This window comes from Nostoc sp., from assembly GCF_035638895.1.
Classification (GTDB): Bacteria; Cyanobacteriota; Cyanobacteriia; order Cyanobacteriales; family Nostocaceae; genus Nostoc.
The window spans coordinates 1-24,498 of the sequence record NZ_DASQZC010000684.1 but is presented as its reverse complement, the minus strand read 5'-3'; the positions used below and the strand labels follow the sequence as shown (position 1 = coordinate 24,498).

The following is a 24,498-nucleotide window of genomic DNA, read 5'->3' as shown; positions in this document are numbered from 1 at the left end:
GCGCAGGAAAGCCCTGCTAAACCAGCACCCGCGATCGCTACTCGCATTTAACCCTAATGCCCTTCAATATTTCTTAATGGTTTTGTCGATTCTCATTATACGTTGCAAACCGTAACATTTGGCAGTTATTGTGCGATCGCTTCCCCAAAAAACTTTTGCCAAAGGGAATTTTACCTACACGCACTTACCCAAGCAAATTACCAATACCATTGTTGGTAATAGGTTTGAGCTAGCATTTTATCTAGATTTATATGCAGGAAATTTATGGAAACAAAAGTAATTCCTTTGACTTAAATAAGTAATCTCAAACGTGGTATTAAACTAATTGATTTGTTTGGAAATCAGTGTATCTACTCTGAAAAAATATCTAGGGCAGTGCTTAAAAATTACCAGTTGATTCCCTATAAAATTTCCTTCTATGGATACATTGACAATGTAAAAATCAAGACTGATTTAGGGCTTACCCACTTTCCACAACCAGAATAAAAACCTTCATTTGAAAGCTTCTCACTCCCCATAAGGATGTAGTATAAAAGTTTATGTCCTCTAGGTTGAACAACTCAGTTGTTTACCGCAGAACTTATAGGTAAAAGATTATGAGTGTATCGCAAGAGCTAAAACGCTTTGGACATCACCTGATTTTGGGTATTTCCGGCACTACATTAAGCGAAGACGATAAACGCGCACTCAGTGAATTAAAGCCGATTGGGGTGATATTTTTTGCTAAAAACTTTTTGGATAGTACCCCGTATCAAGTTTGGCTAGAAAGTTTCAAAGATTTAAACAATCAGATACGAGAATATACTGAACGTGATTCGATGTTTATGACTCTGGATCATGAAGGAGGTCGTGTCATTCGTACACCACTGCCGATTACGCGGTTTCCTCATGCGTTGTTGCTGCGATCGCACGCCCGCGAAGTAGCAAAAGCCACAGCAGTAGAACTAAAATCACTAGGAATAAATTTATCTTGGGCACCTGTAGCAGATATTTTTTCCTATCCCCACAACCCCGTGATTGGGCCTCGCGCTTTTGGTAACACTCCCGAAATTGCTGCAAAAGATGCTCGTGAGTACTACCTTGGACTTCAAGAGTCAGGAATCTTGGGATGCGCCAAACACTTCCCCGGACATGGAGACACCAGCAAAGACTCTCACTTTGAGCTACCAATATTGAATCTAACTTTAGAAGACCTGCGACTTCGAGAACTCATACCTTTCAAAGCTTTAATCGAAGTACAGATTCCTTTGATTATGACTGCCCATATTTTATTTCCTAAGATAGATGCTGATGTACCAGCAACGCTTTCCCAGGCTATTCTCAAAACCATACTTAGAGACGAACTTGGCTTTGAAGGAGTGGTTGTATCTGACGACTTAGATATGAAAGCGATCTCAGATATGTTTATTAAAGCTGGTACTGTGGCGCGGTCATTTCATGCAGGCTGCGACTTGTTTATTGTCTCGCGTAATATTAATTCATCATCTATTGAAAGAACTTATCAGATTGCTGAAGATTTTGTTGATTCCTTCAGCAAGGGTAGCTTAGACGAATCAGTAGTGGAAGCAGCAAGAGAAAGAATCGATAAACTACTGGCAGTAACGCCGCAATATCCCGTATATGCTCTGGATAGAGATATATTATTGCAACATGCTCAACTAGCGATCGCTAGTTCCTATTCATAATGGGTAGTATAGGAGTCGAACCTATTTCTGCGGGTTAAAAGCCTGCTGCACAGGCGTTATGCCAACCACCCTAGTTAATTTAAATAAGAAATGAGCAAGTGCGATCGTATTACATCGCAAATGTTGTAATACCAACGCTAGATATATAAATCCACCGGGGAGGTACTGCCCCTCCTATTTCTGTGTTATCAGCACAGCGCCTCGCTTTTCGGCTTCAGGTGGAAAAGAGGAAGATGGAGGAATCAAACCCTACAGTTGCCTATACTGCAAGGTTCAAGCTTGGTTGCCGACCATTCAGCAGCATCTTCCATTCAAGGGTGCCTGACGGGACTTGAACCCGCTATGACTGGTTCCACAAACCAGTGCCTCGACCACTTTGGCTTCAGACACCATCAGTGGAATCAATGGGAATTGAACCCATAACCTCCTGCTTGCAAGGCAGGCGCTCTAGCCATTTGAGCTATGACCCCATCAAACAAGTGAAAAGAGCAGAATAAAAACTAAAAAGAAAAAGAAATAATTAAATTCATTTTTTTGACTTTTGACTTTTAACTTTTGACTTGTTTAGGCGGGAGTGGTAGGACTTGAACCCACAACTTTCGAGGTAGAAGCTCGAAGCTCTATTCCATTGAGCTACACTCCCAAGATTTGGTAGTTCTGGCAGGATTTGAACCTGCGACTCCATGCTCCCAAAGCATGGCTTCTGGCCACTGAATTACATCCCGTTAGTACTCCTGGTAGGAGTCGAACCCACAACCAAACAGATTTTAATGCCACCTCTTCCAATTGGGCTACAGGAGCAAATTTTGGCAGCCCCACCAGGGGTCGAACCTGGAATCTTCGCCTTCAAAGGGCGCTATGTTGCCAATTACACCACAGGGCTTTATTGCCAGGGCAGGGCTTGAACCTGCAACCTCATCGTTCAGAGCGATGCGACTTACCAATTCGTCCACCCGGCAATGAATGGCTGCCTCAGTAGGACTCGTTCGCGTTAGCGTTCCCGAAGGGTACCTACAACCGCGCGGTTAACAGCCGCTTGCTCTACCATTGAGCTATGAGGCAATGAAGCCCCCCAGGTCGGAATCGAACCGACGACCTCCTGTTTTTCAAACAGGCGCTAACTACCAACTGAGCTACCGGAGGATAAAAGAAGAGATCATGTAACGAGAGCGGAGGGATTTGAACCCTCAAGTCTACCCTTTGGGAAGCAAGCTACAGTTTCGTAGACTGAGATGTTATCCGATTACACCACACTCTCAAAGCGGAGAGAACAGGATTTGAACCTGCGACGGGTAAAAACCCGTTTCCTCTTAGCAGGAGGACGCTTTCAGCCACTCAGCCACCTCTCCATAGTGGGTCGAGCAGGATTTAAACCTGCGTGCAAAAAAGAACAGTTTTACAGACTGTCGCCTTCAGTCAGACTCGGCCACCGACCCTAATCATTCCCTCGACGAGAATTGAACTCGCATCTGTGCTTTGAAAGAGCACTGACTTAACCATTCGTCCACGAGGGCATAATTGACTCGATTTTAGATTAAATATTTAATCTAAAATTGTCTGACACAGGGACTAGGATTTGAACCTAGAACATCGGATTTGGAGTCACGAGGTGTTGCCGTTACACCATCCCTGCATTTGGTGGCAGCGGCGGGATTTGCACCCGTATATACCAGGGTATGAACCTGGGGCTTTGCTGATTAAGCTACGCTGCGATCGCACCAGAGGCTGAGGTGAGATTTGAACTCACGATATCGGTTTTGCAGACCGACGCCTTCGACCACTTGGCTACTCAGCCATTTGGGAGTCCCGACGAGATTCGCACTCGCAATCTTCAGATTGAGAGGCTGACAGCTTAAACTATTCGCCAACAGAACTGCAACCAGGGTGACGGGATTTGTAGCTTGCTTCCCGCAGGGTACCCGCAACATTTCCGCAGACAACGGAACGCTCTAGCCAGTTGAACTACACCCCGATTTTTTGTAATCTGTGCCTAAACTTTCAGGTTTTTAGGCACAGATTTTTTTGATGAACTTGCCCATTTTTTATTTAGTTTTCAAGGTTCAGAAAATTTACTTTTAGCTGTTAGAAAAACAACCGAAACTCTAGGTAGCAAGCCTGCTGTGTATTACGGATGTATTCTGTGGTTTTGCTGAGTGCAAACTTAAAACTTTTTTGGTTGATTGCTTCTACTTCCGATGGTTTGCAAGTAGGAACAGCTTTGTTGACTGGGGACTTTGGTTTATTCCAACGCCTGTCTTTTAGTTGTATGTAGAATATGACTTTGACCCTTGAGAAGCTTTGTCTTTCGCTACACTACATTTATACTACAAAATACTACAAGAGGTGTCAAGGGGTTTCAGAAAATTTTTTTAAAATTGTCTAAAAAAGCTTCTGTACTTAGCTTTGAACTTAATTAACGCTTATGAAAAGTCAAACTACAGTTATGCTTGGGTGAATCTTTAAAAGCCTGACGTGACAGAGAACTCCTTCAAGCGCAAGAGATAATTAGTTTTGTCGCGATCGCCTCTACAATTACAGCTTGTAGTATGACCCCACAATTGGGCTTGAACAAGCTTTTAAGCAAAATCCGTATTGCACAAGTTCAAGCTCATCCAGCAAAAAGCAACGACAAGCCGCTTTGCGTCTACACCAAAGAACTATACAAGCATTGCCACAAATCATTAGTGCACTCAAGCAGCAAGGCTACCGATTTGTGGCAATTCCCGAATTGTTAAAAATGGCGCAATAAATGGGGAGAAACTTTACTCCCCGAATTTTAGATTTTAAATTTTGGATTTTGGATTGAATAGTCCAAAATCCAAAAAGGTTTGTTCTCGCAGTGTCTTTAGGAGTTACCCCCAAATTTCAACGCGAGAACAAATCTAAAATCTAAAATCCAAAATTGACCCACCCTACTATTTCGTTTATTCGCTCATAACAGAAGCACAAGCTTGAGATTCTTGCCAGAGTTTGTGCAAGAAGAACTCAGCGCGATCGCTCATGGTGGTGAAAAACACACCTACAGCATCCTTAGAACTATCTAATAGCCAAGAACCCCGCAGGATGACTTCCATATATTCGGCATCGCAGGCAGAGAGGGCAATAATTTCTCCTTCATTCCTTTTTACCTCAGCCTTAAGCACTTCTACTCCTGGTAAATCAACAGGAAGCAAAAAGGAAGCGGTACTGGGTTCAATGCATAAACTTTGCCCAACTCGCAGGGCTAAAATAACTCGCTGTGCTACCCATTCTTCTAGCGACAGAGTGAGACATTCCAAATAAAAGCTGCTTTCAGTGTAAGTTAATTTCAGCATTCCTTATGCTCTCCTGTTATTCCAGGCTTCCTTGCATATCTATCCAAAACTGTTCGGCAAAAGAAATCGCAGGGTGGATTGGTGCTTTTGGTTTAGTACACAGTTGCATACCAGCTTCAAACAGGGTGCGATAACCTTTACGGGAGTTACATTTATCACAAGCTGTGACTACGTTATCCCAAGTGTGAGAACCGCCTCTTGATCGCGGCATCACATGATCTAGCGTTAGATTTTTGCCGCTACCGCAGTATTGGCAAGTGTGATGATCTCGTCGCAACACTTCGCGCCGATTCACTGGCGGAACTTTCCACATCCGCTCATTAGAAGTAATTGTTAAGCGAATGTGTTTTGGCACATCAATTACCAAGTTGGGTGAGTGAACTCGCCATCCGCCTTCTGTGGTAAAACCTAGCGGTTGAGCTTTGTCTGTTAGTAACAGCACAATCGCCCGCTTGATATTGATCCGACACAGTGGCAAGTAATTTTGAGAAAACACCACCACAGATTGCTCTAACACTTGCATTGCGTTCGCGCCGCGCATTGTTCGCGCAGCATCTCGCAGAGAAGATATCGTCACAGCTTAACTCCTTATAAAAAAACCCCCGCTTCAAGTTTTTAGTGAAGCGGGGGTTAGAATTGACCGGAAAATTTTCTGGTCTCATATCGGTACAGTATTCCTTTCTCTGTACCCCCCCGTTTCTTCATCTAGTTCTGCTTTTGCAATCAGCGCACTAATGCTGAGATGTCTAAAGTCATAATTACCCTCTGTGATTTGCCCATTATTTCGGCTACCATCGCCCATAAATAAATACTCCACTTCCATAGCAGCCGATTCCCAACTGGTTCGGCAATTGGTGGCACACAAAATTGAAGTAGAGATGGGGTAAATGGATTTCACAGAAAATTTCACCTATTGAATATCGCTTTAAACATACTACACTTGTATTACTATCTTGTCTATACCTTTAAGGAGAAATAGTGATGCATACGATCGCTCGCACCCCAACCACCGATATGGAAGTTACCAGCATCCGCCTAGAGCGGGAACTGAAGGATAAGCTCAAAGAAATAGCTGGCAATCAGGGATATCAAGCTTTGATCCGAGATATCCTTTGGAATTATGTTCAGCAAAAATCAGGTGAATGGAAGCCTCGATTTTCCCGAACCGACATTCGAGCTAGCATCGCTGCCACAGCTCAACAAGAAGAACGCTGTGTACTCACAGGTCAACTAATTCAACCCCAAGAACCGATGTTGTTAGGGCTGACCAGGAATGGGGATATGGTTCCTCTGAGTGTTGAAAGTTTGGCTGGATAGTCTTATATTCAGGCAATGCAGCCCAGTTATTTTTGCTAAATAATTGGGCTGCATTGAGAATTTAGCTTTATTTTCCAATGTGAGTAAAACTTATTGTTAATAATTGTAGCTATATGTACTGTATTGCTGCTACAAGGTAGCTCTGTTTGATGCTCTGGCTTGGTTATATTTTGATTGAAAGCAACACAGATCAAAGGGTAGCTTGTTAAATAGACTAAAATAAAAGCAAAATTTTACAAAATTTTTAAAATATATTCAGTGTTATTACGGCTGTTTCTGGGAGATTTTCCCTGAGATTCCAGAGAAATTACGGTTTATGTATACTAATAGACAGGATATTCTAAGTCAAAGTTAGTTAATTATCTCAATATTTAAAAGATAAACCAGCCAAAAATAATAGGCTGGGACATTTTAGAATATTCTAAGTATCTCACTACCTATGTAGCAATTTGCTTAATATAATGCGAACTTGGCCATCTCCCATAGAAAAGGGCTATAACAGGTGAGAGAAAGTATTCATACAAGAATTGTCAATTATCAAGGTGGAGCAACACAACTAACGGTGAAGAATATACCAACCGGTTGGGTGCAAAAGCAATGGAGTTATTATCCGAGGGCGTGCCAACAATGAAAAAGCCTTTATCGTCGCCGCCACATTATGTAGATGACATAGATCGACTACAACCTTACCAAGTCAAGCTGATGCAGCATCAGGAAGAATCTGCCCACAAGTTGGTAGAAAAGATTAACCAAATCATTGCCAATAGCTCTACTACGGCGTTGATGCTGCAAGATATTGCCAAATTGCTAGGAGTTGTTTTTCAAGTAGATTGCTGCTGCTTGGTTTCAGTAACGGATGAGACATCCGACGAAGCAACTACTAGTAATTGGTGCGCTGATGAGTATCTAGCGTTACCACACCAAGAAGAGATGTTTTCGATGGAACAGTTGCTTATGCACTCGCCAGTGCTGCAATGTGCTGCTGAACCATTGACTATTGAAGACATTTCTATCATTCAGAACAGTCTGGTAATTGGGTGTCAATATTTGCCACTACCGATAAAAGCAGTTTTGGCAATTCCTACCCGGTTTGGTGGCAATAATAATGGCGTGATTAGTCTGATAAAATTCCAACCCTATGATTGGAGTGAATCAGAAAAACAACTACTAAAACAGGTGGAATCGGCTTGCGCGATCGCTTTTTCTCGCGTAGCACAAGCCCAACTAATTGCTCATCAACAACAGTATCTGCAAAAGAGCAATCAGTATCAAAGCTTGATCAAGCAACTAACATTATTGAGCCGTAGCAACTTGGAGCTTAATCAAATGCTCCAGTTAGTTATTGCCTCTACTGCCGAATCTCTACAGGCAGATCGCGGTTTGCTCATACTACTAAAATATACAGACCCATTATTTAGGACTCAAGCTAAAAAACAAGTTCCTAAAGCGAAAGCTAGAGTGGTTGGTGAATGGGCTAAGGAAAGACAAATTTCCCAGATTACTAAACCCGATATTTTAGAAGAGCAGTCTTTCTTGCTATCGGAGTGTGGTTTATGCCAGCGTGCCTTCATAGATTCTGCCAAAGCAGTAATCTTCGATAATTACACAGAGCAAAATGATACTTCGTCAGCTGCTCCATTATTTGCAATAGAGCAATTGCCTGCGGTCTTATTAGTGCCATTAGAGAATCAAGGTAAAATCTTAGGATTCTTGGTGCTACAGCAAGCTGTCACTCGCAGTTGGCAAGCAGCAGAATTAAATCTTGTGGAACTGGTTTGTGCTCAAGTAAGTAACGCCATAATTCAGTCACAGACATTGCGCCAAGTGCAAACTTTGGTAGATGAGCGGACGGCGAAACTACAGAGTAGTCTAGAACTCCAGGCAAAGTTGCATGAAAGAACCCGGCAGTATGTTGACCAGCTGCGGAAACTCAATGAACTCAAAGATGAATTTATGAGTAACATGAGCGATCGCTTGCGCTATCCTTTGACAAACATGCTGATGTCAATTCGGAATTTACGTTTGCCAGGAATCGCGCCAGAGCGTCAGGTTCGATACATGGATATCCTAGAGCAGGAATGTACAAAAGAAATTAACTTGATTAATGACTTGTTGACGCTCCAGAAACTAGAGTCGCCTCACGAAGCCCCGCAATTAGAATCTATAGATTTAAATACTAAAATTCAGAATATAGCAGCATCTTTCGAGAAAAAACTCGCAGAGAAGGGATTAAAGATTTCTGTAGATTTACCAGAAGAATCGCTAAAACTGCAAACTGAACTGGAGAGTTTTGACCGCATCCTGCAAGAATTGTTAACAAATGCCTGTAAATACTCACAGCATGATACTATTGTCCACCTGAAAGCCTCTCACCAAGTTGATCAACAAATTGATCAAGTTATCATGAAGGTGACGAATACAGGACATGCCATCTCTCAAGAAGAAGCGACTTATATCTTTGACAAGTTCCGTCGCGGAAAAGGGCGCTGGACTCCAGGGACTGGCTTGGGACTTGCTTTAGTCAAGTCTTTAGTGCAGCATCTGAATGGAGCGATCGCAGTTGAAAGTCTCCCAATTTCGGATTCTGAACAGAGCGAAATTTGCTTCACCCTGACTCTGCCCCAATTTTCTGACGAAAGCAAACCATAATTCTGAAAGTGACTAAACAACAGAACACAACAGAGAACCATGATTCCCAGTCTCTTAGTGATAACATCAACCTCGAAGGGGATTTGACTGTTGATGCAGTCGTGGCAGCTAATGTAGAAGTTCAAATTGAGAGAATAGCAGAGCGACAGCGACAAATCACCGCCAAAGTCCAAATTCCCCAACCAGTAGAACAAATCTGGAAGGTTTTGACAGATTATGAAGCCTTACCTGACTTTCTCCCCAACCTCGCCAAGAGTCGTCTAATCGAGCATCCCAATGGTGGTATTCGACTAGAGCAAGTAGGCTCCCAACGCTTACTGAGTTTCAATTTTAGTGCGCGGGTAGTTTTGGATTTGGAAGAATACTTCCCCAATGAAATTAACTTCCGCATGGTGGAGGGAGATTTTAAAGGTTTTTCTGGTAGCTGGTGCTTAGAGCCTTATTCTCTTGGTGAGTATGTAGGAACAAATCTTTGTTACACAATTCAAGTTTGGCCTAAACTCACTATGCCAGTAGGAATCATTGAAAACCGCCTGAGCAAAGACCTGCGGTCAAATCTCCTGGCTATTCACCAACGTGTAGAAGAGTTAGCCAGGAAACAACCTTATGTATAGTTAAAGTATCATTCAGGCTTGTTCCTGAATGATACTTTAATTTCGTATATTTCAAGCAAAAAATACTTTTGCTTTTTTATTGTTTTTAAGTACCCCCAGGGGAATTCGAATCCCCGTTACCTCCGTGAAAGGGAGGTGTCCTAGGCCTCTAGACGATGGGGGCATCAGACTCAGACCTTTTATAAGTTAACCAATTTCCTGGCCTTTGTCAACAGCTTTTGCCAAAAAAAGTTTGTGGTGGCTAAACTGGGTGGAGGCAAAAGCTTGAAGAGGATAAAAAGACATGGAGACACCAAAAGAATTCTCTAGATACTTTTGCGGCAAGCCGCAGGGTTCATCAGCGTCCGGCACTGGGAATTTAAAGGGACGCTCAGATAGAAAAGCTAAATTCAGCAATGGCAAAGGGTATGATGTTGTACCGTGCAAAGTTAATGTCTACGGTTTTTTACAAGAGATTTTGAAATAAATCGCTCAAAATCTACAACATGGAAGCATCTTTTGAAATTACCCTACAGATGGCGATCGCCGTCCTTGCAGGCATTAGCGCCCAAGTGCTGGCTGCATACTTTCGGATACCCAGCATCGTTTTGTTATTGCTGTTGGGCATTCTCTTTGGCTCTGATGGCATCGGGCTGTTGCATCCCCATTTGCTAGGCACTGGACTGGAAGTTATTGTCGCCCTAGCAACGGCAATCATTTTATTTGAAGGCGGACTTAACTTGGATCTGCGAGAGTTAGGTAGAGTTTCAGTTAGCCTGCAATTGCTCGTCACTCTAGGAACACTGATTACATTGCTTGGTGGGAGTATGGCTGCTCACTGGCTGGGTGAATTTCCCTGGAAGATAGCTTTTCTTTATGCTTCCATCGTTGTGGTGACAGGCCCAACCGTCGTTGGCCCTTTGCTCAAACAAATAAATGTAGATCGGCAAGTAGCAACACTCTTGGAAGGAGAAGGGGTTTTAATTGACCCTGTAGGGGCTATCCTCGCCTTCGTCGTCCTTGACACGATTTTAAATGGCGATGCTGACCCCATTAATGCGATCGCAGGTTTACTCATGCGCCTGGGTGTTGGTGCAGCAATTGGCGGTGCTGGCGGTTATCTGATGAGCTTGATTTTCAAACGCGCCAGTTTTCTCTCATTTGAGCTAAAAAATTTAGCAGTATTAGCGATACTTTGGAGTCTGTTTACCTTATCGCAAATGATCCGCAGTGAATCGGGAGTAATGACAACAGTAGTTGCAGGAGCAGTCTTTGCTAACTCCTCAGTCCCAGAACAACGTTTGTTACGCAGCTTTAAGGGTCAGCTGACAATTCTCAGCGTCTCGGTGCTGTTCATCTTATTAGCTGCTGATTTATCTATTGCCAGTGTGTTTGCTTTGGGTTGGGGTAGTTTATTCACTGTTTTGGTATTAATGTTTGTCGTTCGCCCAATTAATATCCTGTTGTGTACTTGGAACAGTGACTTAAACTGGCGACAAAAACTGTTTTTAAGCTGGGTTGCTCCTAGAGGAATTGTTGCTGCCTCTGTCGCTTCTTTTTTTGCGATTTCGCTGACACAGCGTGGCATTAACGGCGGTGATTCCATCAAAGCTTTAGTTTTCCTCACAATTATCATGACTGTTGTCTGCCAAGGTCTAACAGCCGGCTGGGTTGCTAAATGGCTGCAAATCACTTCCAAAGACGTAACTGGAGCAGTGATTGTAGGTTGTAATCCGTTAAGTCTTTTGATTGCCCGCTTCTTTCAAGAACGGGGAGAAAACGTAGTCATGATTGATACTGACCCCGAATGTCTTGTGCAAGCCGAGGCGCAAAATCTGCGAGTGATTGCCAGCAGTGGGCTTGATGCTGCTGTTTTGGAAGAGGCAGGACTTGGCTCTATGGGTACGTTTTTGGCTATGACTAGTAATGGCGAGGTGAATTTTATTTTGGCTCAACGCGCATCTGAGGAATTTAAGCCGCCACGCGTCTTAGCTGTTTTCCCCCGCGATCCGCAAGCGAATATTTCGGTTAGTAATAAAGTTAATCAAGCTTTTATCCCAGATTTAGCGATCAAAACTTGGAATGAATATTTGAATGATGGGCGCGTCAAGTTAGGGACAACTACGTTAGATGAGTTAGATTTTTCTACTCAATGCGATCGCATCCAAGAAAAGATTCGGACTGGGGTGTTGATACCACTATTGATAGAACGAGAAGAACGTTTACAGGTAATGCCAGCTAACCAAGAGTGGGAAATTGGCGATCGCATTATTTACCTGTTGCATGACCCCAGACCTAGCCTTTTAAAACGTTTATCTGGTGCTACCCAATCCACTCCCCTCTCTCTAGAAAAGCTACCAGAGGTTGAAGACCTATCCCTCGCGCAATTGCCTCAATTTTCAGCTAGTGAGGCTCCTGGGGGATGAGGTAGGGGGTAGGGAAGCAGGGGAAGCAGGGGAAGAAAGAATTCGACTCTTTATTGATCGCGCGTAAAACCCCATCCCCTTGTGGGTGGGGCGGTTGACTAGCTTTGGGAAGGAATAATTTCGCCTTCTGGCGGTTGTTGCGAATTATCAATTTCTAGTCTTGGCGTTTCTTGATATATTTCCCATTCTTGCCACAGTAAAGCAGATAAATGCACTATGGCAAGAATTAGCGTCGCCACAGAAATCAGATAACTGTGGATTGTGTAAAGGTGTTCGATAGTAACTGTGTTAATCGCTCCACCCCCAGTTAGGATCTCGCGCAGTTGTCCACCAATAAAAGGAATAGCTTCGATAGTTCCTAGTTCAATGTTAAAACGCCAGTATCCTTCCTGAGTCCAATCTAGGATCATCGCTGTCCAATTCAGTGCGATCGCACTTAGGGTCAACAAAATCCCACTAATCCAAGCAGCCAGCCAACTCTTCCGAAATTGCCGCCCTAAAAACATCACGACAATTTGAATCAGAGCGATCGCAATTACCGCGTTACCAGCAATATCATGCGCTCTCCAAAACAACCACCCGTATGGCAGCTGTGTATTAATCATCTTCAATGAGTTATAAGCTCCGCCTGCTGTCGGTTCATAGTAAAAAGACAGCATTACTCCGGTAGAGATATAAATTAAGCACAAAGTTAGAATCACGACCGATATTATCGTTGCTATTCGTCGCAAAATCCTGTCGAACTGGGTGCTTTGCATAGTTCACCCCTCCTGTTCTTAACTAACGTATTTATTACTGTTACAATTTTAGCTAAGAAATATTAATAAATGTTGCAATAATCAAATTTTAAAATCGGATATATTAAACGATTCTTGATGAGCTAGCTATTAGCCTCAGACTTAAGTCTGAGGCTAATAGCCCAAGTCCACTCAAGTGGACTGAAATTGTTTCCTAGTCGTTTTTAGAGGATAGCCTAGCAATCTGACTTTTCACGGTATCTGGAAAACCTCACTTCTAGTTCTCTCATCCTTTAAGGAGAAAGACTTTAAATTTTCCCCTTCCCTCACAGGGAAGGGGGTTAGGTCAATCATTAGCTTTTCCACATAACCTGAATTGTCAGCCTAGTAATTCATTGCTAGGCGATTGTTGGGACTAGCATCAGATATCAGTTAAATCAAATATTGCACCCAAGCTTTTAAGGGTTCTGCTGAACCATACCAAATCCCAGGACTTCTCGGAGAATGCCTCACACCTTCAATCACCAGATTTTCTGCCCCTTCCAGGTGAGCAGCTTCAATGGGCGTGATTCCATCTCCCCAAGTGTTACCCTTACCACAGGTTAATTGGTAACTACTGTAAGCTAACCAGCTACCGCGCCGCCTTTGGCCAAAGATAGTTTTACCAGCCACACAAACGTAATTAACGTTTTTGTAAAAAGCTCCTGGGTAGTTATTGGTGACAAAATCTAAATTGGAGCGCGTCCAGCGTTCTTGACTAATATGAGGTGTACCCAAGGTGATGAGAGTAGCAATCAGGGGATGCCTTTCCCAGAGAGATGGTTTAACGTTACCGCGTCCTAAATAAGGCTTTTCTCCCATGTAGATGCGGGATATCCAACCTCCTGCTGAGTGAGCAATCAAGTTAATTTGAGTAGCACTATGTTGCTCTAATATATGCTTGATTGTAAGATCGAGTTGTTGCAAAATTGGCGTTACAGGTCTTCCTCCAATAGTGGGTAGCCAGTCACGCCGTCGCAGTGGTACTGTAACGGTGGGAAAATCTAACTGTTGTAGGGATTGTTCTAGTTGGCAGTAAGCGATCGCGCTTTCTAGATATCCAGGTACAATAACTGTCGGTAACGGCATTTTAAATTTTGGATGCAACGATTGATGAGGGTTTGAACTTTTTTTGACGAAGAAGTAGTCAGAAGTCAAAAGTTAGAATTGCGATCGCATGACTGACTCCTTTTATAAAAACCCAAATAGCTTTGGTGGGGTTTAGGGCTAGAATTTCAATAAAATTGTAGAATTTACAACAGATTTAGGGGCTGCTGATGTGGTAGCATTTTCAGATAGGGGCTAATCTTGGATAAATAAGTGTCCTATCTGTTACAGAAGCGTAGTTGAGTGGAAACAGTAGAAAAAACGAGGCAACTTAAAGAGATGTTGTTATCTGCTCAAACCTGTCCTTTCACTTAAACTTTATAAATATCCGAGATATTAATTTTAATAGTGTGCGTCATAACAATAAGAAAAGAAATCAAAAGTAGTAGTTTTTAAAATATCTCTTTAGCAAGCTCAAATTGAAACACATGATACAGCGTCATTGATCAATTAAAAACTTGAATAAATGGCAATTTTGGCGTTTTTATTGCCATGATATGAAGTTATTATTTCCGTATTAGGATGCATATCTCGCAATATCTTGCAAGATAATCAAAAAGAGAAAAACGCTAGTCAACTGCAACTGAGCCGAGTGAACGATAACAGCTATGTCTTACGTCTCCCTGTTTAGAAATATACCAGAACTTTTAAGCCAGCCAATTGGGATAGCAGCTATAGCTTCTCTTGGCATCCACGGTGCGATCGCAATGATTGTGCCATTGATGCCTATGGATTCTAGCAAACCCAAAGATACAGCATCATCAAAAACAGTTGGACTTTTAGAATTGAGCCAAGCTGACCAAAGCCGTTTGCCGCAAAGCACGCCCCAAGTTGGTTTACAACAACTTCCTCCAATAGCGCCACTTTCTGCTCCCAACTTTAGCGCCCAAACTCTATTGCCTCCAGTGGCGCCAGCGCCATCAAGTCAGTTAGTACTGCCTCCGCTACCCGCATCATCAAATAACTATCGAGTTTCCTCCTTGCCTACAAGGCAGTCTTTGCGGATGATTCCTAGTGGTAATTTGGGATTTGACGCCTCTAAATTTGATAGTTCTAAATTCAATAACAGCCCTAAATTCAATACCAGCCCTAAATTTTCTCCATCAGCTTCTCCCGTGAATGTCAGTGAGAGCAAATACGAAGCACCTCAGCCTCTGGCTGTAAATAGATTACCAGAATTACAATCGCAGAAAATACCTGATGATATTCTGCAAAATACCCAATCTCCGAACCTACCTGGCACTAGCCCCATTACAACAGCACAGGGAAATACGACACCACAAATAGCGCAATCGGTTAATGATGGGTCTAGAATTGCTCAAAACCCGTTGATAAATTCTCTGAAACAAGCTCCAAGGGCTGGGGATAGCTTAAATTTAATTAGGGGAACCGCGTCACAAGCACCTGATTTATCTGCTAAAGGAACTCAACTAGCTATAGCACAGCTAGACTCTTACGCAAACCTGAGAAAAGAAGTCCAGCAACAATACCCCGGCGCTGAACAAAAATCAGTTATCCGCCAAACGTTACCTACGAAAAAGCCGAATCTTGAAGGTGCTGTTTTAGGTGTATTAGTGGTAGATCCTGATGGTAAAGTCTTAGATATCAAGTTTCAAGACAAGTTAGTTTCCCCGGAATTGAAATCAGAAGCAAGGGAATACTTCAACAAGCAATCCCCTAAGGGAGATAAACAGATTAGTTCCTATCCATTTAACCTAAATTTCCAAAACAACATTAGCAATACTACTGGGGCTACTCAATTATCTGCACCGGGAATCAATAACAATCAACTTACCCCCAAACCATTTCCGGAACTACGAATCAGAAATAATCAGCCCACGCCTTCATCGACAGGTACTCTTAAACCATTAGCTGCACCAAGAGTCAATGGCAATCAGCCTGAGTTCTCACCGACAGCTGCTCCCAAACCATTATCTGAACTGCGAATCAGAAATAACCAGCCTGCGTCCTTACCGACAGGTACTCTTAAACCATTATCTGCACCGGGAGTCAATAGCAATCAACCTACGCCCTCATCAGCAGTTACTTCTAAACCATTCTCGGAACTGCAAATCAGAAATAACCAGCTTACGCCTTCATCGGCGGTTACTACTTCTGAACCGTTAATGCTGCCAAGAATCAATAAGAGTCAGCCTACACCCTCTGCTGAATCGGATGGAAAATTAGTAGAACGTTTGCGCGAAGTGAAGGAAAACAGACAAAAGTCTAATCCAGAAAAATAATCACCAGATGGTTATTTTGGATTAAGAACAAGCTAAAAGCTATGAATGATAAAGATTATGAATTTATCATTCATATTTAAAATATCGTTTTTAGTAGTTGAGGAACTGGCGATCGCTAGTTCCTCAACTACTATTTCGTTAGAAGGTTCTAATAAAGAAAAACACTGAGGGATTTCCCACAAATAAATTCTCCCATTTTGTGAGGTGGGTGTCTCGCCCAACTTTGATTACTGATATACAAAGACACTTAATCCACAATAATGAGACGGTATAGCTACTTTACCAGCCTTGTTCTGCATTCTGAAAAACGTAAGCAGCTACCTCCAGAATCTCCTCAGAATTTAACTTGCCTTTAAAGGCAGGCATGGCATTTTTACCATTTTGTACTTGGTGGATAATCGCTTCGATTGAGTCGCTATCATAATTTTCTAAGTACTTTGACAATGCTTCCTTTTTCAAGGTTTTCTGGCTAATAAGGATATTACCGCCACCTATATGGCAAGAAGCACAGTTAGCCTCGAAAATTTTAGCACCGTTAGATATTTCGGCAGCTAGTACTGGACTAATGAATGTCAAGTTGAATACAGCGATCGCCAACAGTAGAATTAATAAAAGTATTCTCAATAGAATTTCCTCGCAACAAGCCTCCAGCAAGAGTATAAACGCGATTAATACCTGATTAAGTCAAGTTTGATCAAAATTGGCGGTAACGAGTTTACCCCTCTATCGCCACAGTTTACTTAGCGTCTTAGGGGAGGATAAGACTCGTTACCGCCATTCATCCATTGTATGCGTCACTCTAGGAGTGTGGCGTGTTGCTATGAGCTAATTTCAGAGAATAAAAGCTCAGAAAATCATCTTTCTTGTGTGAATGAGGATGTTTCTAGCCTTGCACAGTGATTGTACCAACCATGCCAGCACCACGATGGGGTTCGCAGTAGAAGGTGTAGTCACCAGCAGGTGCGTCTGCGGGGAAGGTGGTTGTTTCCTTTTGACCAGCACTCATCAGCAAATTCTTATGAGACAAAGATTTTGCTAATGTAGCATCCTTGGCGGGATTTTTGGCAGCATCAAACACAACATTATGGGGAGGAACTTTATTGTTGACCCATTCAATTGTGTCACCTGGTTTTACTGTCAACTTTTTCGGTTCAAATGCCAGCATTCCTTTATCGCTACCCAATTTCACCTGGTAGGTTTCAGCCGAAGCACTGGGAGTAAAAACAGCAAAGCTGCTAACAACTAAAAGGATTGTCAACACAGCTAAACTAAGACGTCGCAAGCTTGCCGAAATCAATTTCATAGCTCTCTCCTAACAAACAATTTTTTTTCCTTATCTCATTTTAAATAAAATCAACGCCAAAGTATGACAATCTGTCATAGATACATTTTTTTTTTAACAATAGGGAGAAATTTATTGCAAAAAGCTGTGCAATCAGTAATAAATACTAGACTGCGATAGCCCAAAAAGCTTGTGAATAAAGGTAATCGGGAAAATAAGAGATTTTTATTTTTTCTTTAGGAATATTTTGACTTTTGAAGAATTTTTTGTGACCCAACCAGGAATACTTTGTGCTGCTGCAAGAACGAAAGCAGCTAAACTTTGGTGAAAACTGGGGAATGGGGAATAGGGAATAAGGAATGCCATACCCTATGCCCTATGCCCTATGCCCCAATGACTCAGCACTAATTCCAGGATTTAGTAATAGATTTTTCCGCCTCCCCACTTAGTGCCAACGATTTTAGGTTGTAAGAGAATATGACCAGAGATCGCCTCCAAGTCTTCATCTGTCAGATTTCGCATTGCTGTGAAAATATCTGCACTTTTGATACTGGGGTGGATTTCGGAAATCTCTTCTTCTCCGTCGTAAGTAGTGGGATTTTTCAGATAATCCACTAAGCCTTCAATGTTATTACGGTTGGGTGTTGCCAGTGCCAGGTCTTCTGGAGTGAGTCCAACGTTCTGGTTTGTTTTGGTAACTCCCCCAGCATGACATTGGGCGCAAGCGTAATTAAATAAGCGTTTGCCTTCTTTGACTTGTTTAAGGCTGAGTACGGTGACTTCACCCTGAGTATTTAATGGCACCGTCCGGGTAGCTTTGTCGAGTTCCACTGCTGTCGCGCTACCAACAAGCAACTGAAACGAGAGTAAAACAGTAACCACAACAACGCCAATTAGTCTTCTAAACATGTTTCCCCTTAAAAATTTTAACGCTCGACACAGCTAAGAAAGCGATTCTCAATCTCCAAGCTGCTAATTGCTAATGACTCATTGTTTTTATCATTAGTTATCAGTGATTAGCCATCCGAGATAACCCTTCAGGTGACTTCGCGATCATCGGCCATCGAGCCGCTAATACCTTTTGGGCGTATTTCAGATGATATTTGGGAAATAATTGCCTTTGCATCTTCTAACGCCAAACGAGTCTTTTGGTGTTTGTAAGGAATTCCCAGTTGGTTGCACAGAGAAAACACTTTTTCTACAGGAATGCTGTAGTCGGCTGCTATCTCTGCGATTGATAGGTCTGCAAAACCCATAATGCTTGTTAACTGAGTAGATAGAGATTGAGTCGCTGTAATACCAATATCACGTTAGGAGTGCAATTTGTTGCCCAAAATACTGTTTGGGAATCGGGAGGGGGAGTGGGGGGAGCAGGGGGAGCAGGGGAAGAACTTTTAACTCTTAATTAATTACATTTAGGAAAATTAACGAAAAACTGCTGCATCATGAAGATGAAAGTGGCATTAACCATGCTATGGACAATCATCTTTTGGTCAAATCCGTTCGCCTCTGAAAAGTCGCTGCTGAATTAAGGTGATGGCAACGATCGCTGCTGCTAACAAAAATGCGTACCTCCCACGGTGTAGCGTAGTTAACTACCGTCATTAATAACGATCGCGATCGCCAATCCCAAAAAATTAAGTAATCTTTTCTTGATCACAGACAAATAACAGTCTTTGTTGTTACTTCTGCCTTGTGTTATCAAGGAGTGATATTTCACTTATTTGAAATTTTGGTTGAAAATTGCAAGTTAAAATAACGAAAACTTATCAAGAATGCTGATGGAAGCATACTGAGTTCCTCAACAACCGGATTTATGTCAGGATGTTTTACTCATAAACATACACTATGGATTTTGTTCAGATTGAAACAACTGCGCCACTGACTCTGGAAATTCCCCAGATTGCCTTACCGCCCACAGCACTTTCTCCAACCTCTCGAATTCCCAAGGATGCGATTCGCACTAGTTTAAAAGCCTCCACTACAGATTCTGTCTTAGCAACGGTTTACTCTCTTGGAACTGGCGGGATTTTACTCAGCAATTTTTTGGTGGAATTGGGTGCTAGTCCAGTGGTATTTGGGATGCTGTGCTCTATCCCCATGTTGGTCAATCTTATTCAGCCTTTGGGTGCTTATTTGTCTGAACGTAGCACTAGCCGCTTTCAATATTCTCTTCAGACACACGGAATTGGTCGGCTGCTATGGCTGGTTCTAGTAATCGGTGTTGCCGGCTTCAACTTGGGCGTGATTAATACTCACCAGTTAGTGATGTTGACACTCTTGATTGTTCTATTCAGCAATCTTTTGGGAGGATTAGGAGCGGCATCGTGGCTAAGTTGGGTAGCAATGATAGTTCCCCGGCAATTGCGAGGCAGGTATTTTGGGATACGCAATAGTGCTGCTAGCCTCACCAATTTGGTTTGCGTACCAATAGCCGGTCTAGTTGTATCACATTGGTATGGTGGAAGTATTCAAGGCTATGGGGTGGTTCTGCTGGTAGGTATAGTGTTTGGGATTGTGGGATTGGGGTGTCAATATTTCCAGGTGGATATGAATCCGCAATTGCAGAACACTTATTATGGCAGCTTACCTCAAACAAATGAGATTCAACAAGAGGCAAGGGAGCTTTTAGCTGGGAGCAAGGGGCATAGAACAGAAAGGGATTCGATCCTACCTGTTGCGTCAGCTTCTAGCATCTGGAAAAACTCTAACTTTTTGAGATTTCTGCTGTATTTCAGCATCTGGGCGCTTGCTGTTAACCTCAGCAGTCCTTTTTTTAACCTCTACATGCTGGACACGCTCGATTTAGACGTGAGCTACGTGACTATCTACAACAGCCTTCAAGCGGCGGCGACTTTGCTGATGCTCATTGTGTGGGGCAAATTAGCAGACAAGATAGGCAATCGTCCCATCCTTATCTGTATTGGGATTTTGGTTGCAGCCACACCACTGCTTTGGCTGGGGATTGGTGCTGATCGCCTTGACATTTGGTTGTGGTTACCCCTGTTACACATCTTGGCTGGAGGTACTTGGGCGGCAATTGACTTGTGTAACAGCAATATACAATTGGCGATCGCACCAGTTAAAAATCAGTCTATCTATTTTGCGATCGCAGGTGCCGTTGCTGGAGCGAGTGGTGCTTTAGGCACAACTATAGGCAGCTTCATCGTCCAATTTGCTCAGTTTGGAGGCTTACTGGGGTTGTTCGCCCTCTCTAGTCTATTTCGACTAGTAGCCCTTGTTCCATTGCTTTTTGTCAAAGAACCGGAGAGAGCATGAAGGAGCATAGGGGGATGAGGTAGTATTTTCTCCCCCTGCTCCCCCTGCTCCCTCTGCTCCCCCTGCTCTATTCTGCGGCGGAAGAAGTCAAGGACATTGTTTCCCACAACACCATCTGAGGTGTTGTTAGTACAGGCTGGTGTAGCGCAATCAGCTGGACTAGGGTGTTCTTTAATTGAGTACGAGGTACGATATCATCAACAAAACCGTGCAGGAGTAAATCTTCAGCAGTCTGGAAATTCTCGGGTAGTTTTTCCCGCAGGGTTTGCTCAATCACTCGCCGACCGGCAAAACCAATGGTTGCCTTGGGTTCTGCCAAAATGATATCGCCCAACATCGCAAAGCTAGCGGTAACGCCGCCCGTTGTGGGATTGGTTAAAACAGGAATATATAATAATCGCGCGTCTTTATGGCGCTGTAGGGCTGCGGAGATTTTCGCCATCTGCATCAGGGAGAGCATTCCTTCTTGCATTCTCGCGCCACCAGAGGTGCAGACGATAACTACAGGATAGCGCCGTTGAGTGGCTTGCTCAATCATGCGGGTGAGTCTTTCTCCTACGACTGAACCCATGCTACCACCCATGAAGCGGAAGTCCATAACCCCAAGGGCAATGGGCAAACCATTGATTTGACCTAAACCAGTTTTAACTGCGTCTATTAAGCCAATTTTTTCTTGCATTTCCCGCAAGCGATCGCTGTAGGGTTTGCGATCGCGAAATTCTAACGGATCGCTTGGACGTAAATGCTCGTCTAGCGGTTTCCAAGTATTATGATCTATCAATTGACGGATGCGCTCATCGCTGTCTACCCGATTGTGATGACCACATTCGGCACAAACCATCTGATTGGCTTTCAGGTCTTTTGTATATGCCAATACACTGCACTTAGAACATTTATGCCATAGCCCATCAGCAATTTCACGTTCTTGGCGTTCGAGGCTGGTAGATCCTGACTTCCGTCGATTTGCAAACCAATCAAATAGAGACTTTAAACCGCGTGATTCTTCGTTGTTAGCCATTTTTTATTTTATTTTAAGTGGGTATGAGGTCGAAAACATGTCAAGCCGTATCGGATTATCCTTAGCCTTTCGTCATTTGTCTTTATTAATGACTAATAGCTACATCGTCAAAGTAAGCTTTTAAGCAATTCAGACTTTAATTTTCATCTTTGGTTGCCAGCTTAACGAAAATACTTATGCCAATACAAGTCCTTGCTCTTTTTTCAGCAGACTTAATTATATGGACATACTGACAAAGCCATGAGAATACCAACCTCCAAATAAGATGCTTTCCCCCTCCTACCCAAATCAATGATTTGTATTGCTAGGTTATGACCAATCAGCATCTGTTGCACTAGTTGTGATTGCCAACGGTTAATCGTCGTTAACGGATTACGGAAGTCCCCACCTTCTCTGCAAGACGCTAACGCGAACAATGTATTCATAAAGTGGAGATTGTGAGCGGCTGATGACGATTGCATCCAGGATATATAAGGAATACCGATTTCTCGGATATTATAGTTAGTGTCTTGACCATCAATGCCACAAGCGAAAACCAAGCTTATAGGTATATGTTGCAAAAAAACCTTCCCTAAGGGACGCTACGCGTAGCTTGCTTCTCCGTTCGCGCAACTTCCCGTAGGGAAGGAGTAGGGCAGAGCTATGGGTAAAAGATTTGGGTCTTGGGAATCAGGATTTCTGCCCTTGGAGGGATGTCAGACCAATAGAACCACGGAGTTCTCTTGGGTATTCCCGATGAATTGGGAGAGCTACATCCGTCTAGAAGACGGGGTAGTTCACAAGGGTAATACAAGTCACCAGCTGAATATTATCAAAATATCAAGGGTAGATGGGGTAATGCTGGTTACAGTCACGAATTATAAATATTTATTGATGAATGAACATTGGGCATTAAGAAGAGGCAGAGGGGCACTTAGCACGGAGCAGAGGAGAAAGAGATAATTTTTTATTCTCCCCCTGCCCCTTGCCCCGTGCTCGCCTGCCTCTTCCTCACTCCAGTTCAAAACGCTGGAAAGAATAACCGCAGGTAGCTAGATAAAAGGGCTTCGCCGCTAAATAGAGTAATTACAGATCCCAAAGCCAGAAAAGGGCCAAAAGGCATCTTTTGTCCTAACCTTGGTAGTGATGTTTTTTGACTCGCGGCTTTGCCTCTACGCATAATGACACTGCTGCCAATTAACGCTCCTAGCACACAAGCAATAAAACTAGCTAAGAGCAAATATTTCCAGCCTAACCAGGCTCCCATCATGGCTGCTAACTTGGCATCACCTGCACCCATTGCGGTTTTACCAAAGGCAATTGAACCCAATAGAGCGATCGCATCAAACAGCCATAAGCCCAATACTGCACCGACTATGGCCATCATCAGGTGATTTACCAATGCCACGAAACTAGCCTCTGGTAAAAAACCAACCACCATTTGAAACAAAATCCCCACGACTAAACCCGACTGAGTAAGTGGATTGGGTAAAGTCATTGTATCTAGGTCGATAAGCGATAGTGCCAATAACCAACTACAAAAAGCCCAATAGCCTATTGTTAAAGTCGAAACTTGGAATACCAAAAAAACTAATAAAAAAATTATGCCCGTTACCCCTTCTACCACAGGATAACGGACAGAAATTTTGCTTTTGCAATATCGACAGCGCCCTTTTAAGGAAATCCAGCCGAACACTGGTACATTGTCGTAAGCTTTTAGCTGGTTTAAGCATTTAGGACAACGAGAGGGCGGCCAAAGAATTGACAACCCAGCAGGTAGCCGATAAACAATAACGTTGATAAAACTGCCAATAGATGCACCTAAACCAAAGACCATTACACTCGCCGGAATGGCGAACAAAATGTCCATACAATCATTTGTCCTTTGTCATTTGTCCTGTGTCATTTGTCGTTTATCTTTTGTCCTTTGTCGTTTATCTTTTGTCCTTTGTCGAGAACTAATGACTAATGACCAATGATTAATGACCAATGACCAATGACTAATACATGTGCGATTCTATTTGACTTAAGGGTACAAAACATTCTTGAGGTAAAAGAACTGGTTGGTTAGTGAAAATAACCTTACCTCGATGAGTCACACGATTAATTGCTACACCGGAAGATTGCCCTGCTATTTCGGGATGTACTTCACAGTGAGTATAGTATATCTGCCCGGCGGCTCTGATTAGGGCGGGATCAATCAAAGGCGATTGGTTCTTTGGGGCGGTAAAATTTACTTGACCTTGTCGTAATGCGTACACTATCGACTGTTATTAGATTGCTAGATTTCCCTTTAGTCTACCCGAAACTTATAGCAAAGGTTGCCAAATTGCCCAAGTTGCATTTTTAATTATTTTCTTTCAAGAGCTAAAATCAGTGCATCGCCCATAGCGCGGCAACCTAAAAGGTTTTTTCCTGGAGAAATTATATCCCCGGTGCGATCGCCTTGTTCTAAAACTTGCAATACGGCTTGTTCGATGTGATCTGCCGCTTTTGGTTGGTCTAAACCGTAGCGTAACATCATCGCCGCACTTAAAACCTGTGCCAGAGGGTTAGCTTTATCAAGTCCGGCAATATCTGGAGCGGAACCATGAACCGGTTCAAATACACCAGGCCCAGAAGCACCCAAACTAGCTGAGGGTAACATCCCAATACTACCTGTGAGCATGGCAGCAGCATCAGAAAGAATATCACCAAACAAATTGCCTGTGACAATAGTATCGAACTGCTTGGGAGCGCGTACTAACTGCATAGCAGCATTATCTACATATAAATGAGAGAGTTCGATATCTGGATATTCTTGTGAAAGTTGGGTGATGCGATCGCGCCA

General features: G+C 43.0%; 23 protein-coding genes, 20 tRNA genes and 1 pseudogene. 9 read left to right on the top strand and 35 right to left on the bottom strand.

The window, feature by feature from the left end:
- The first annotated feature begins 118 nt into the window (after positions 1 to 118).
- Both VE944_RS32315 and nagZ read left to right on the top strand, forming a co-directional pair.
- Complete coding sequence (locus VE944_RS32315) at positions 119 to 280, top strand: hypothetical protein (protein ID WP_324987337.1); 162 nt, start codon at positions 119 to 121, stop codon at positions 278 to 280.
- Positions 281 to 596: 316 nt separating this feature from the next.
- Positions 597 to 1,685: a beta-N-acetylhexosaminidase gene (gene nagZ, locus VE944_RS32310; RefSeq protein ID WP_324987335.1), complete on the top strand. Its 1,089-nt coding sequence runs from the start codon at positions 597 to 599 to the stop codon at positions 1,683 to 1,685.
- On the opposite strand, the gene VE944_RS32305 is transcribed toward nagZ, so the two are convergent.
- The 19 genes from VE944_RS32305 to VE944_RS32215 form a co-directional block, all read right to left on the bottom strand.
- Positions 1,686 to 1,756 (bottom strand) — tRNA-Lys (locus tag VE944_RS32305).
- A gap of 245 nt (positions 1,757 to 2,001) precedes the next feature.
- Positions 2,002 to 2,075, bottom strand: a tRNA-His gene (locus VE944_RS32300).
- 6 nt (positions 2,076 to 2,081) lie between these two features.
- Positions 2,082 to 2,155, bottom strand: a tRNA-Ala gene (locus VE944_RS32295).
- A 99-nt stretch (positions 2,156 to 2,254) separates the two neighbouring features.
- Positions 2,255 to 2,328, bottom strand: a tRNA-Arg gene (locus VE944_RS32290).
- A gap of 6 nt (positions 2,329 to 2,334) precedes the next feature.
- Positions 2,335 to 2,404, bottom strand: a tRNA-Pro gene (locus VE944_RS32285).
- Between the two features lie 10 nt (positions 2,405 to 2,414).
- Positions 2,415 to 2,486 (bottom strand) — tRNA-OTHER (locus VE944_RS32280).
- Positions 2,487 to 2,492: 6 nt separating this feature from the next.
- A tRNA-Gln gene (locus VE944_RS32275) sits at positions 2,493 to 2,568 on the bottom strand.
- 3 nt (positions 2,569 to 2,571) lie between these two features.
- A tRNA-Gln gene (locus tag VE944_RS32270) sits at positions 2,572 to 2,644 on the bottom strand.
- Between the two features lie 5 nt (positions 2,645 to 2,649).
- Positions 2,650 to 2,747 (bottom strand) — tRNA-Asn (locus VE944_RS32265).
- Between the two features lie 6 nt (positions 2,748 to 2,753).
- Positions 2,754 to 2,828, bottom strand: a tRNA-Phe gene (locus VE944_RS32260).
- 21 nt (positions 2,829 to 2,849) lie between these two features.
- Positions 2,850 to 2,943: transfer RNA gene (locus tag VE944_RS32255), tRNA-Arg, on the bottom strand.
- Positions 2,944 to 2,947: 4 nt separating this feature from the next.
- Positions 2,948 to 3,034, bottom strand: a tRNA-Ser gene (locus VE944_RS32250).
- A 4-nt stretch (positions 3,035 to 3,038) separates the two neighbouring features.
- Positions 3,039 to 3,121, bottom strand: a tRNA-Tyr gene (locus tag VE944_RS32245).
- Between the two features lie 6 nt (positions 3,122 to 3,127).
- A tRNA-Glu gene (locus VE944_RS32240) sits at positions 3,128 to 3,198 on the bottom strand.
- A 48-nt stretch (positions 3,199 to 3,246) separates the two neighbouring features.
- Positions 3,247 to 3,318 (bottom strand) — tRNA-Trp (locus VE944_RS32235).
- Positions 3,319 to 3,321: 3 nt separating this feature from the next.
- Positions 3,322 to 3,397 (bottom strand) — tRNA-Met (locus tag VE944_RS32230).
- A gap of 10 nt (positions 3,398 to 3,407) precedes the next feature.
- Positions 3,408 to 3,480, bottom strand: a tRNA-Cys gene (locus tag VE944_RS32225).
- 3 nt (positions 3,481 to 3,483) lie between these two features.
- Positions 3,484 to 3,560: transfer RNA gene (locus tag VE944_RS32220), tRNA-Glu, on the bottom strand.
- 4 nt (positions 3,561 to 3,564) lie between these two features.
- Positions 3,565 to 3,657 (bottom strand) — tRNA-Asp (locus VE944_RS32215).
- Between the two features lie 678 nt (positions 3,658 to 4,335).
- On the opposite strand from VE944_RS32215, the pseudogene VE944_RS32210 reads away from it, so the two are divergent.
- Positions 4,336 to 4,434 (top strand): annotated as a pseudogene (locus tag VE944_RS32210) (polysaccharide deacetylase family protein); the annotation flags it as partial.
- Positions 4,435 to 4,609: 175 nt separating this feature from the next.
- Here the strand turns inward: VE944_RS32210 and VE944_RS32205 are convergent.
- From VE944_RS32205 to VE944_RS32195, 3 genes are all read right to left on the bottom strand, one after another.
- A complete protein-coding gene (locus VE944_RS32205; RefSeq protein ID WP_229555410.1) occupies positions 4,610 to 4,999 on the bottom strand; it encodes an alr0857 family protein in 390 nt (129 codons plus the stop codon).
- A gap of 16 nt (positions 5,000 to 5,015) precedes the next feature.
- Positions 5,016 to 5,522 (bottom strand): HNH endonuclease, encoded by a 507-nt coding sequence (locus tag VE944_RS32200; RefSeq protein ID WP_324987340.1) that lies wholly within the window; start codon positions 5,520 to 5,522, stop codon positions 5,016 to 5,018.
- A 135-nt stretch (positions 5,523 to 5,657) separates the two neighbouring features.
- Entirely contained in the window at positions 5,658 to 5,909 is a 252-nt protein-coding gene (locus VE944_RS32195; protein WP_324987330.1) for a hypothetical protein, read from the bottom strand.
- Between the two features lie 71 nt (positions 5,910 to 5,980).
- Here VE944_RS32195 and VE944_RS32190 point away from each other — a divergent pair, with 71 nt between their 5' ends.
- The 3 genes from VE944_RS32190 (at position 5,981) to VE944_RS32180 (ending at position 9,579) form a co-directional block, all read left to right on the top strand.
- Positions 5,981 to 6,316, top strand: coding sequence for a ribbon-helix-helix domain-containing protein (locus VE944_RS32190; RefSeq protein WP_109011785.1), 336 nt, complete (start codon positions 5,981 to 5,983; stop codon positions 6,314 to 6,316).
- A 627-nt stretch (positions 6,317 to 6,943) separates the two neighbouring features.
- Complete coding sequence (locus VE944_RS32185) at positions 6,944 to 8,965, top strand: sensor histidine kinase (RefSeq protein ID WP_324987324.1); 2,022 nt, start codon at positions 6,944 to 6,946, stop codon at positions 8,963 to 8,965.
- Positions 8,966 to 8,973: 8 nt separating this feature from the next.
- The gene (locus VE944_RS32180) at positions 8,974 to 9,579 is read left to right on the top strand and encodes an SRPBCC family protein (protein WP_324987321.1); all 606 of its coding nucleotides are present in this window, start codon (positions 8,974 to 8,976) and stop codon (positions 9,577 to 9,579) included.
- Positions 9,580 to 9,669: 90 nt separating this feature from the next.
- On the opposite strand, the gene VE944_RS32175 is transcribed toward VE944_RS32180, so the two are convergent.
- Positions 9,670 to 9,742: transfer RNA gene (locus tag VE944_RS32175), tRNA-Glu, on the bottom strand.
- Positions 9,743 to 9,765: 23 nt separating this feature from the next.
- Positions 9,766 to 9,975, bottom strand: coding sequence for a hypothetical protein (locus VE944_RS32170; protein ID WP_324987318.1), 210 nt, complete (start codon positions 9,973 to 9,975; stop codon positions 9,766 to 9,768).
- An 89-nt stretch (positions 9,976 to 10,064) separates the two neighbouring features.
- Here VE944_RS32170 and VE944_RS32165 point away from each other — a divergent pair, with 89 nt between their 5' ends.
- Complete coding sequence (locus VE944_RS32165; RefSeq protein WP_324987315.1) at positions 10,065 to 11,984, top strand: cation:proton antiporter; 1,920 nt, start codon at positions 10,065 to 10,067, stop codon at positions 11,982 to 11,984.
- Positions 11,985 to 12,082: 98 nt separating this feature from the next.
- Here the strand turns inward: VE944_RS32165 and VE944_RS32160 are convergent, their stop codons facing one another.
- The gene (locus VE944_RS32160; protein WP_324987312.1) at positions 12,083 to 12,742 is read right to left on the bottom strand and encodes a cytochrome b N-terminal domain-containing protein; all 660 of its coding nucleotides are present in this window, start codon (positions 12,740 to 12,742) and stop codon (positions 12,083 to 12,085) included.
- Positions 12,743 to 13,153: 411 nt separating this feature from the next.
- Complete coding sequence (locus VE944_RS32155; RefSeq protein WP_324987309.1) at positions 13,154 to 13,849, bottom strand: esterase/lipase family protein; 696 nt, start codon at positions 13,847 to 13,849, stop codon at positions 13,154 to 13,156.
- A gap of 626 nt (positions 13,850 to 14,475) precedes the next feature.
- Here VE944_RS32155 and VE944_RS32150 point away from each other — a divergent pair.
- Positions 14,476 to 16,110, top strand: a complete 1,635-nt coding sequence (locus VE944_RS32150; RefSeq protein WP_324987306.1) for a hypothetical protein — start codon at positions 14,476 to 14,478, stop codon at positions 16,108 to 16,110.
- A 279-nt stretch (positions 16,111 to 16,389) separates the two neighbouring features.
- Here the strand turns inward: VE944_RS32150 and petJ are convergent, their stop codons facing one another.
- From petJ to VE944_RS32130, 4 genes are all read right to left on the bottom strand, one after another.
- Entirely contained in the window at positions 16,390 to 16,734 is a 345-nt protein-coding gene (gene petJ, locus VE944_RS32145) for a cytochrome c6 PetJ (protein ID WP_324987304.1), read from the bottom strand.
- A 259-nt stretch (positions 16,735 to 16,993) separates the two neighbouring features.
- Positions 16,994 to 17,413, bottom strand: coding sequence for a plastocyanin (gene petE / locus VE944_RS32140; protein WP_324987301.1), 420 nt, complete (start codon positions 17,411 to 17,413; stop codon positions 16,994 to 16,996).
- A gap of 396 nt (positions 17,414 to 17,809) precedes the next feature.
- Positions 17,810 to 18,301 (bottom strand): photosystem II cytochrome c-550, encoded by a 492-nt coding sequence (gene psbV / locus VE944_RS32135; RefSeq protein ID WP_324987298.1) that lies wholly within the window; start codon positions 18,299 to 18,301, stop codon positions 17,810 to 17,812.
- Positions 18,302 to 18,429: 128 nt separating this feature from the next.
- Positions 18,430 to 18,648 carry a hypothetical protein gene (locus tag VE944_RS32130; protein ID WP_324987295.1) on the bottom strand — a complete coding sequence of 73 codons (219 nt, stop codon included), beginning with the start codon at positions 18,646 to 18,648 and terminating at the stop codon, positions 18,430 to 18,432.
- Positions 18,649 to 19,240: 592 nt separating this feature from the next.
- On the opposite strand from VE944_RS32130, the gene VE944_RS32125 reads away from it, so the two are divergent.
- Positions 19,241 to 20,671: an MFS transporter gene (locus tag VE944_RS32125; RefSeq protein ID WP_324987292.1), complete on the top strand. Its 1,431-nt coding sequence runs from the start codon at positions 19,241 to 19,243 to the stop codon at positions 20,669 to 20,671.
- A gap of 67 nt (positions 20,672 to 20,738) precedes the next feature.
- On the opposite strand, the gene accD is transcribed toward VE944_RS32125, so the two are convergent.
- The 5 genes from accD to VE944_RS32100 form a co-directional block, all read right to left on the bottom strand.
- Positions 20,739 to 21,689: an acetyl-CoA carboxylase, carboxyltransferase subunit beta gene (gene accD / locus VE944_RS32120; RefSeq protein WP_324987289.1), complete on the bottom strand. Its 951-nt coding sequence runs from the start codon at positions 21,687 to 21,689 to the stop codon at positions 20,739 to 20,741.
- 212 nt (positions 21,690 to 21,901) lie between these two features.
- Positions 21,902 to 22,249 carry a hypothetical protein gene (locus VE944_RS32115; RefSeq protein WP_324987286.1) on the bottom strand — a complete coding sequence of 116 codons (348 nt, stop codon included), beginning with the start codon at positions 22,247 to 22,249 and terminating at the stop codon, positions 21,902 to 21,904.
- 440 nt (positions 22,250 to 22,689) lie between these two features.
- The gene (locus VE944_RS32110; protein WP_324987283.1) at positions 22,690 to 23,538 is read right to left on the bottom strand and encodes a prepilin peptidase; all 849 of its coding nucleotides are present in this window, start codon (positions 23,536 to 23,538) and stop codon (positions 22,690 to 22,692) included.
- A gap of 130 nt (positions 23,539 to 23,668) precedes the next feature.
- Positions 23,669 to 23,929, bottom strand: coding sequence for a hypothetical protein (locus VE944_RS32105; RefSeq protein WP_229460416.1), 261 nt, complete (start codon positions 23,927 to 23,929; stop codon positions 23,669 to 23,671).
- A gap of 89 nt (positions 23,930 to 24,018) precedes the next feature.
- On the bottom strand, positions 24,019 to 24,498 hold a 480-nt coding region (locus VE944_RS32100; protein ID WP_324987277.1), incomplete at its 5' end, for an isocitrate/isopropylmalate family dehydrogenase.

Coding starts and splice junctions, on each gene's coding strand:
- VE944_RS32150 (WP_324987306.1), top strand. CDS start 14,476: ATGTCTTACGTCTCCCTGTTTAGAAATATACCAGAACTTTTAAGCCAG.
- nagZ (WP_324987335.1), top strand. CDS start 597: ATGAGTGTATCGCAAGAGCTAAAACGCTTTGGACATCACCTGATTTTG.
- VE944_RS32200 (WP_324987340.1), bottom strand. CDS start 5,522: ATGCAAGTGTTAGAGCAATCTGTGGTGGTGTTTTCTCAAAATTACTTG.
- VE944_RS32165 (WP_324987315.1), top strand. CDS start 10,065: ATGGAAGCATCTTTTGAAATTACCCTACAGATGGCGATCGCCGTCCTT.
- VE944_RS32190 (WP_109011785.1), top strand. CDS start 5,981: ATGCATACGATCGCTCGCACCCCAACCACCGATATGGAAGTTACCAGC.
- VE944_RS32160 (WP_324987312.1), bottom strand. CDS start 12,742: ATGCAAAGCACCCAGTTCGACAGGATTTTGCGACGAATAGCAACGATA.
- VE944_RS32130 (WP_324987295.1), bottom strand. CDS start 18,648: ATGGGTTTTGCAGACCTATCAATCGCAGAGATAGCAGCCGACTACAGC.
- VE944_RS32125 (WP_324987292.1), top strand. CDS start 19,241: ATGGATTTTGTTCAGATTGAAACAACTGCGCCACTGACTCTGGAAATT.
- VE944_RS32205 (WP_229555410.1), bottom strand. CDS start 4,999: ATGCTGAAATTAACTTACACTGAAAGCAGCTTTTATTTGGAATGTCTC.
- VE944_RS32110 (WP_324987283.1), bottom strand. CDS start 23,538: ATGGACATTTTGTTCGCCATTCCGGCGAGTGTAATGGTCTTTGGTTTA.
- petE (WP_324987301.1), bottom strand. CDS start 17,413: ATGAAATTGATTTCGGCAAGCTTGCGACGTCTTAGTTTAGCTGTGTTG.
- psbV (WP_324987298.1), bottom strand. CDS start 18,301: ATGTTTAGAAGACTAATTGGCGTTGTTGTGGTTACTGTTTTACTCTCG.
- VE944_RS32185 (WP_324987324.1), top strand. CDS start 6,944: ATGAAAAAGCCTTTATCGTCGCCGCCACATTATGTAGATGACATAGAT.
- accD (WP_324987289.1), bottom strand. CDS start 21,689: ATGGCTAACAACGAAGAATCACGCGGTTTAAAGTCTCTATTTGATTGG.
- VE944_RS32155 (WP_324987309.1), bottom strand. CDS start 13,849: ATGCCGTTACCGACAGTTATTGTACCTGGATATCTAGAAAGCGCGATC.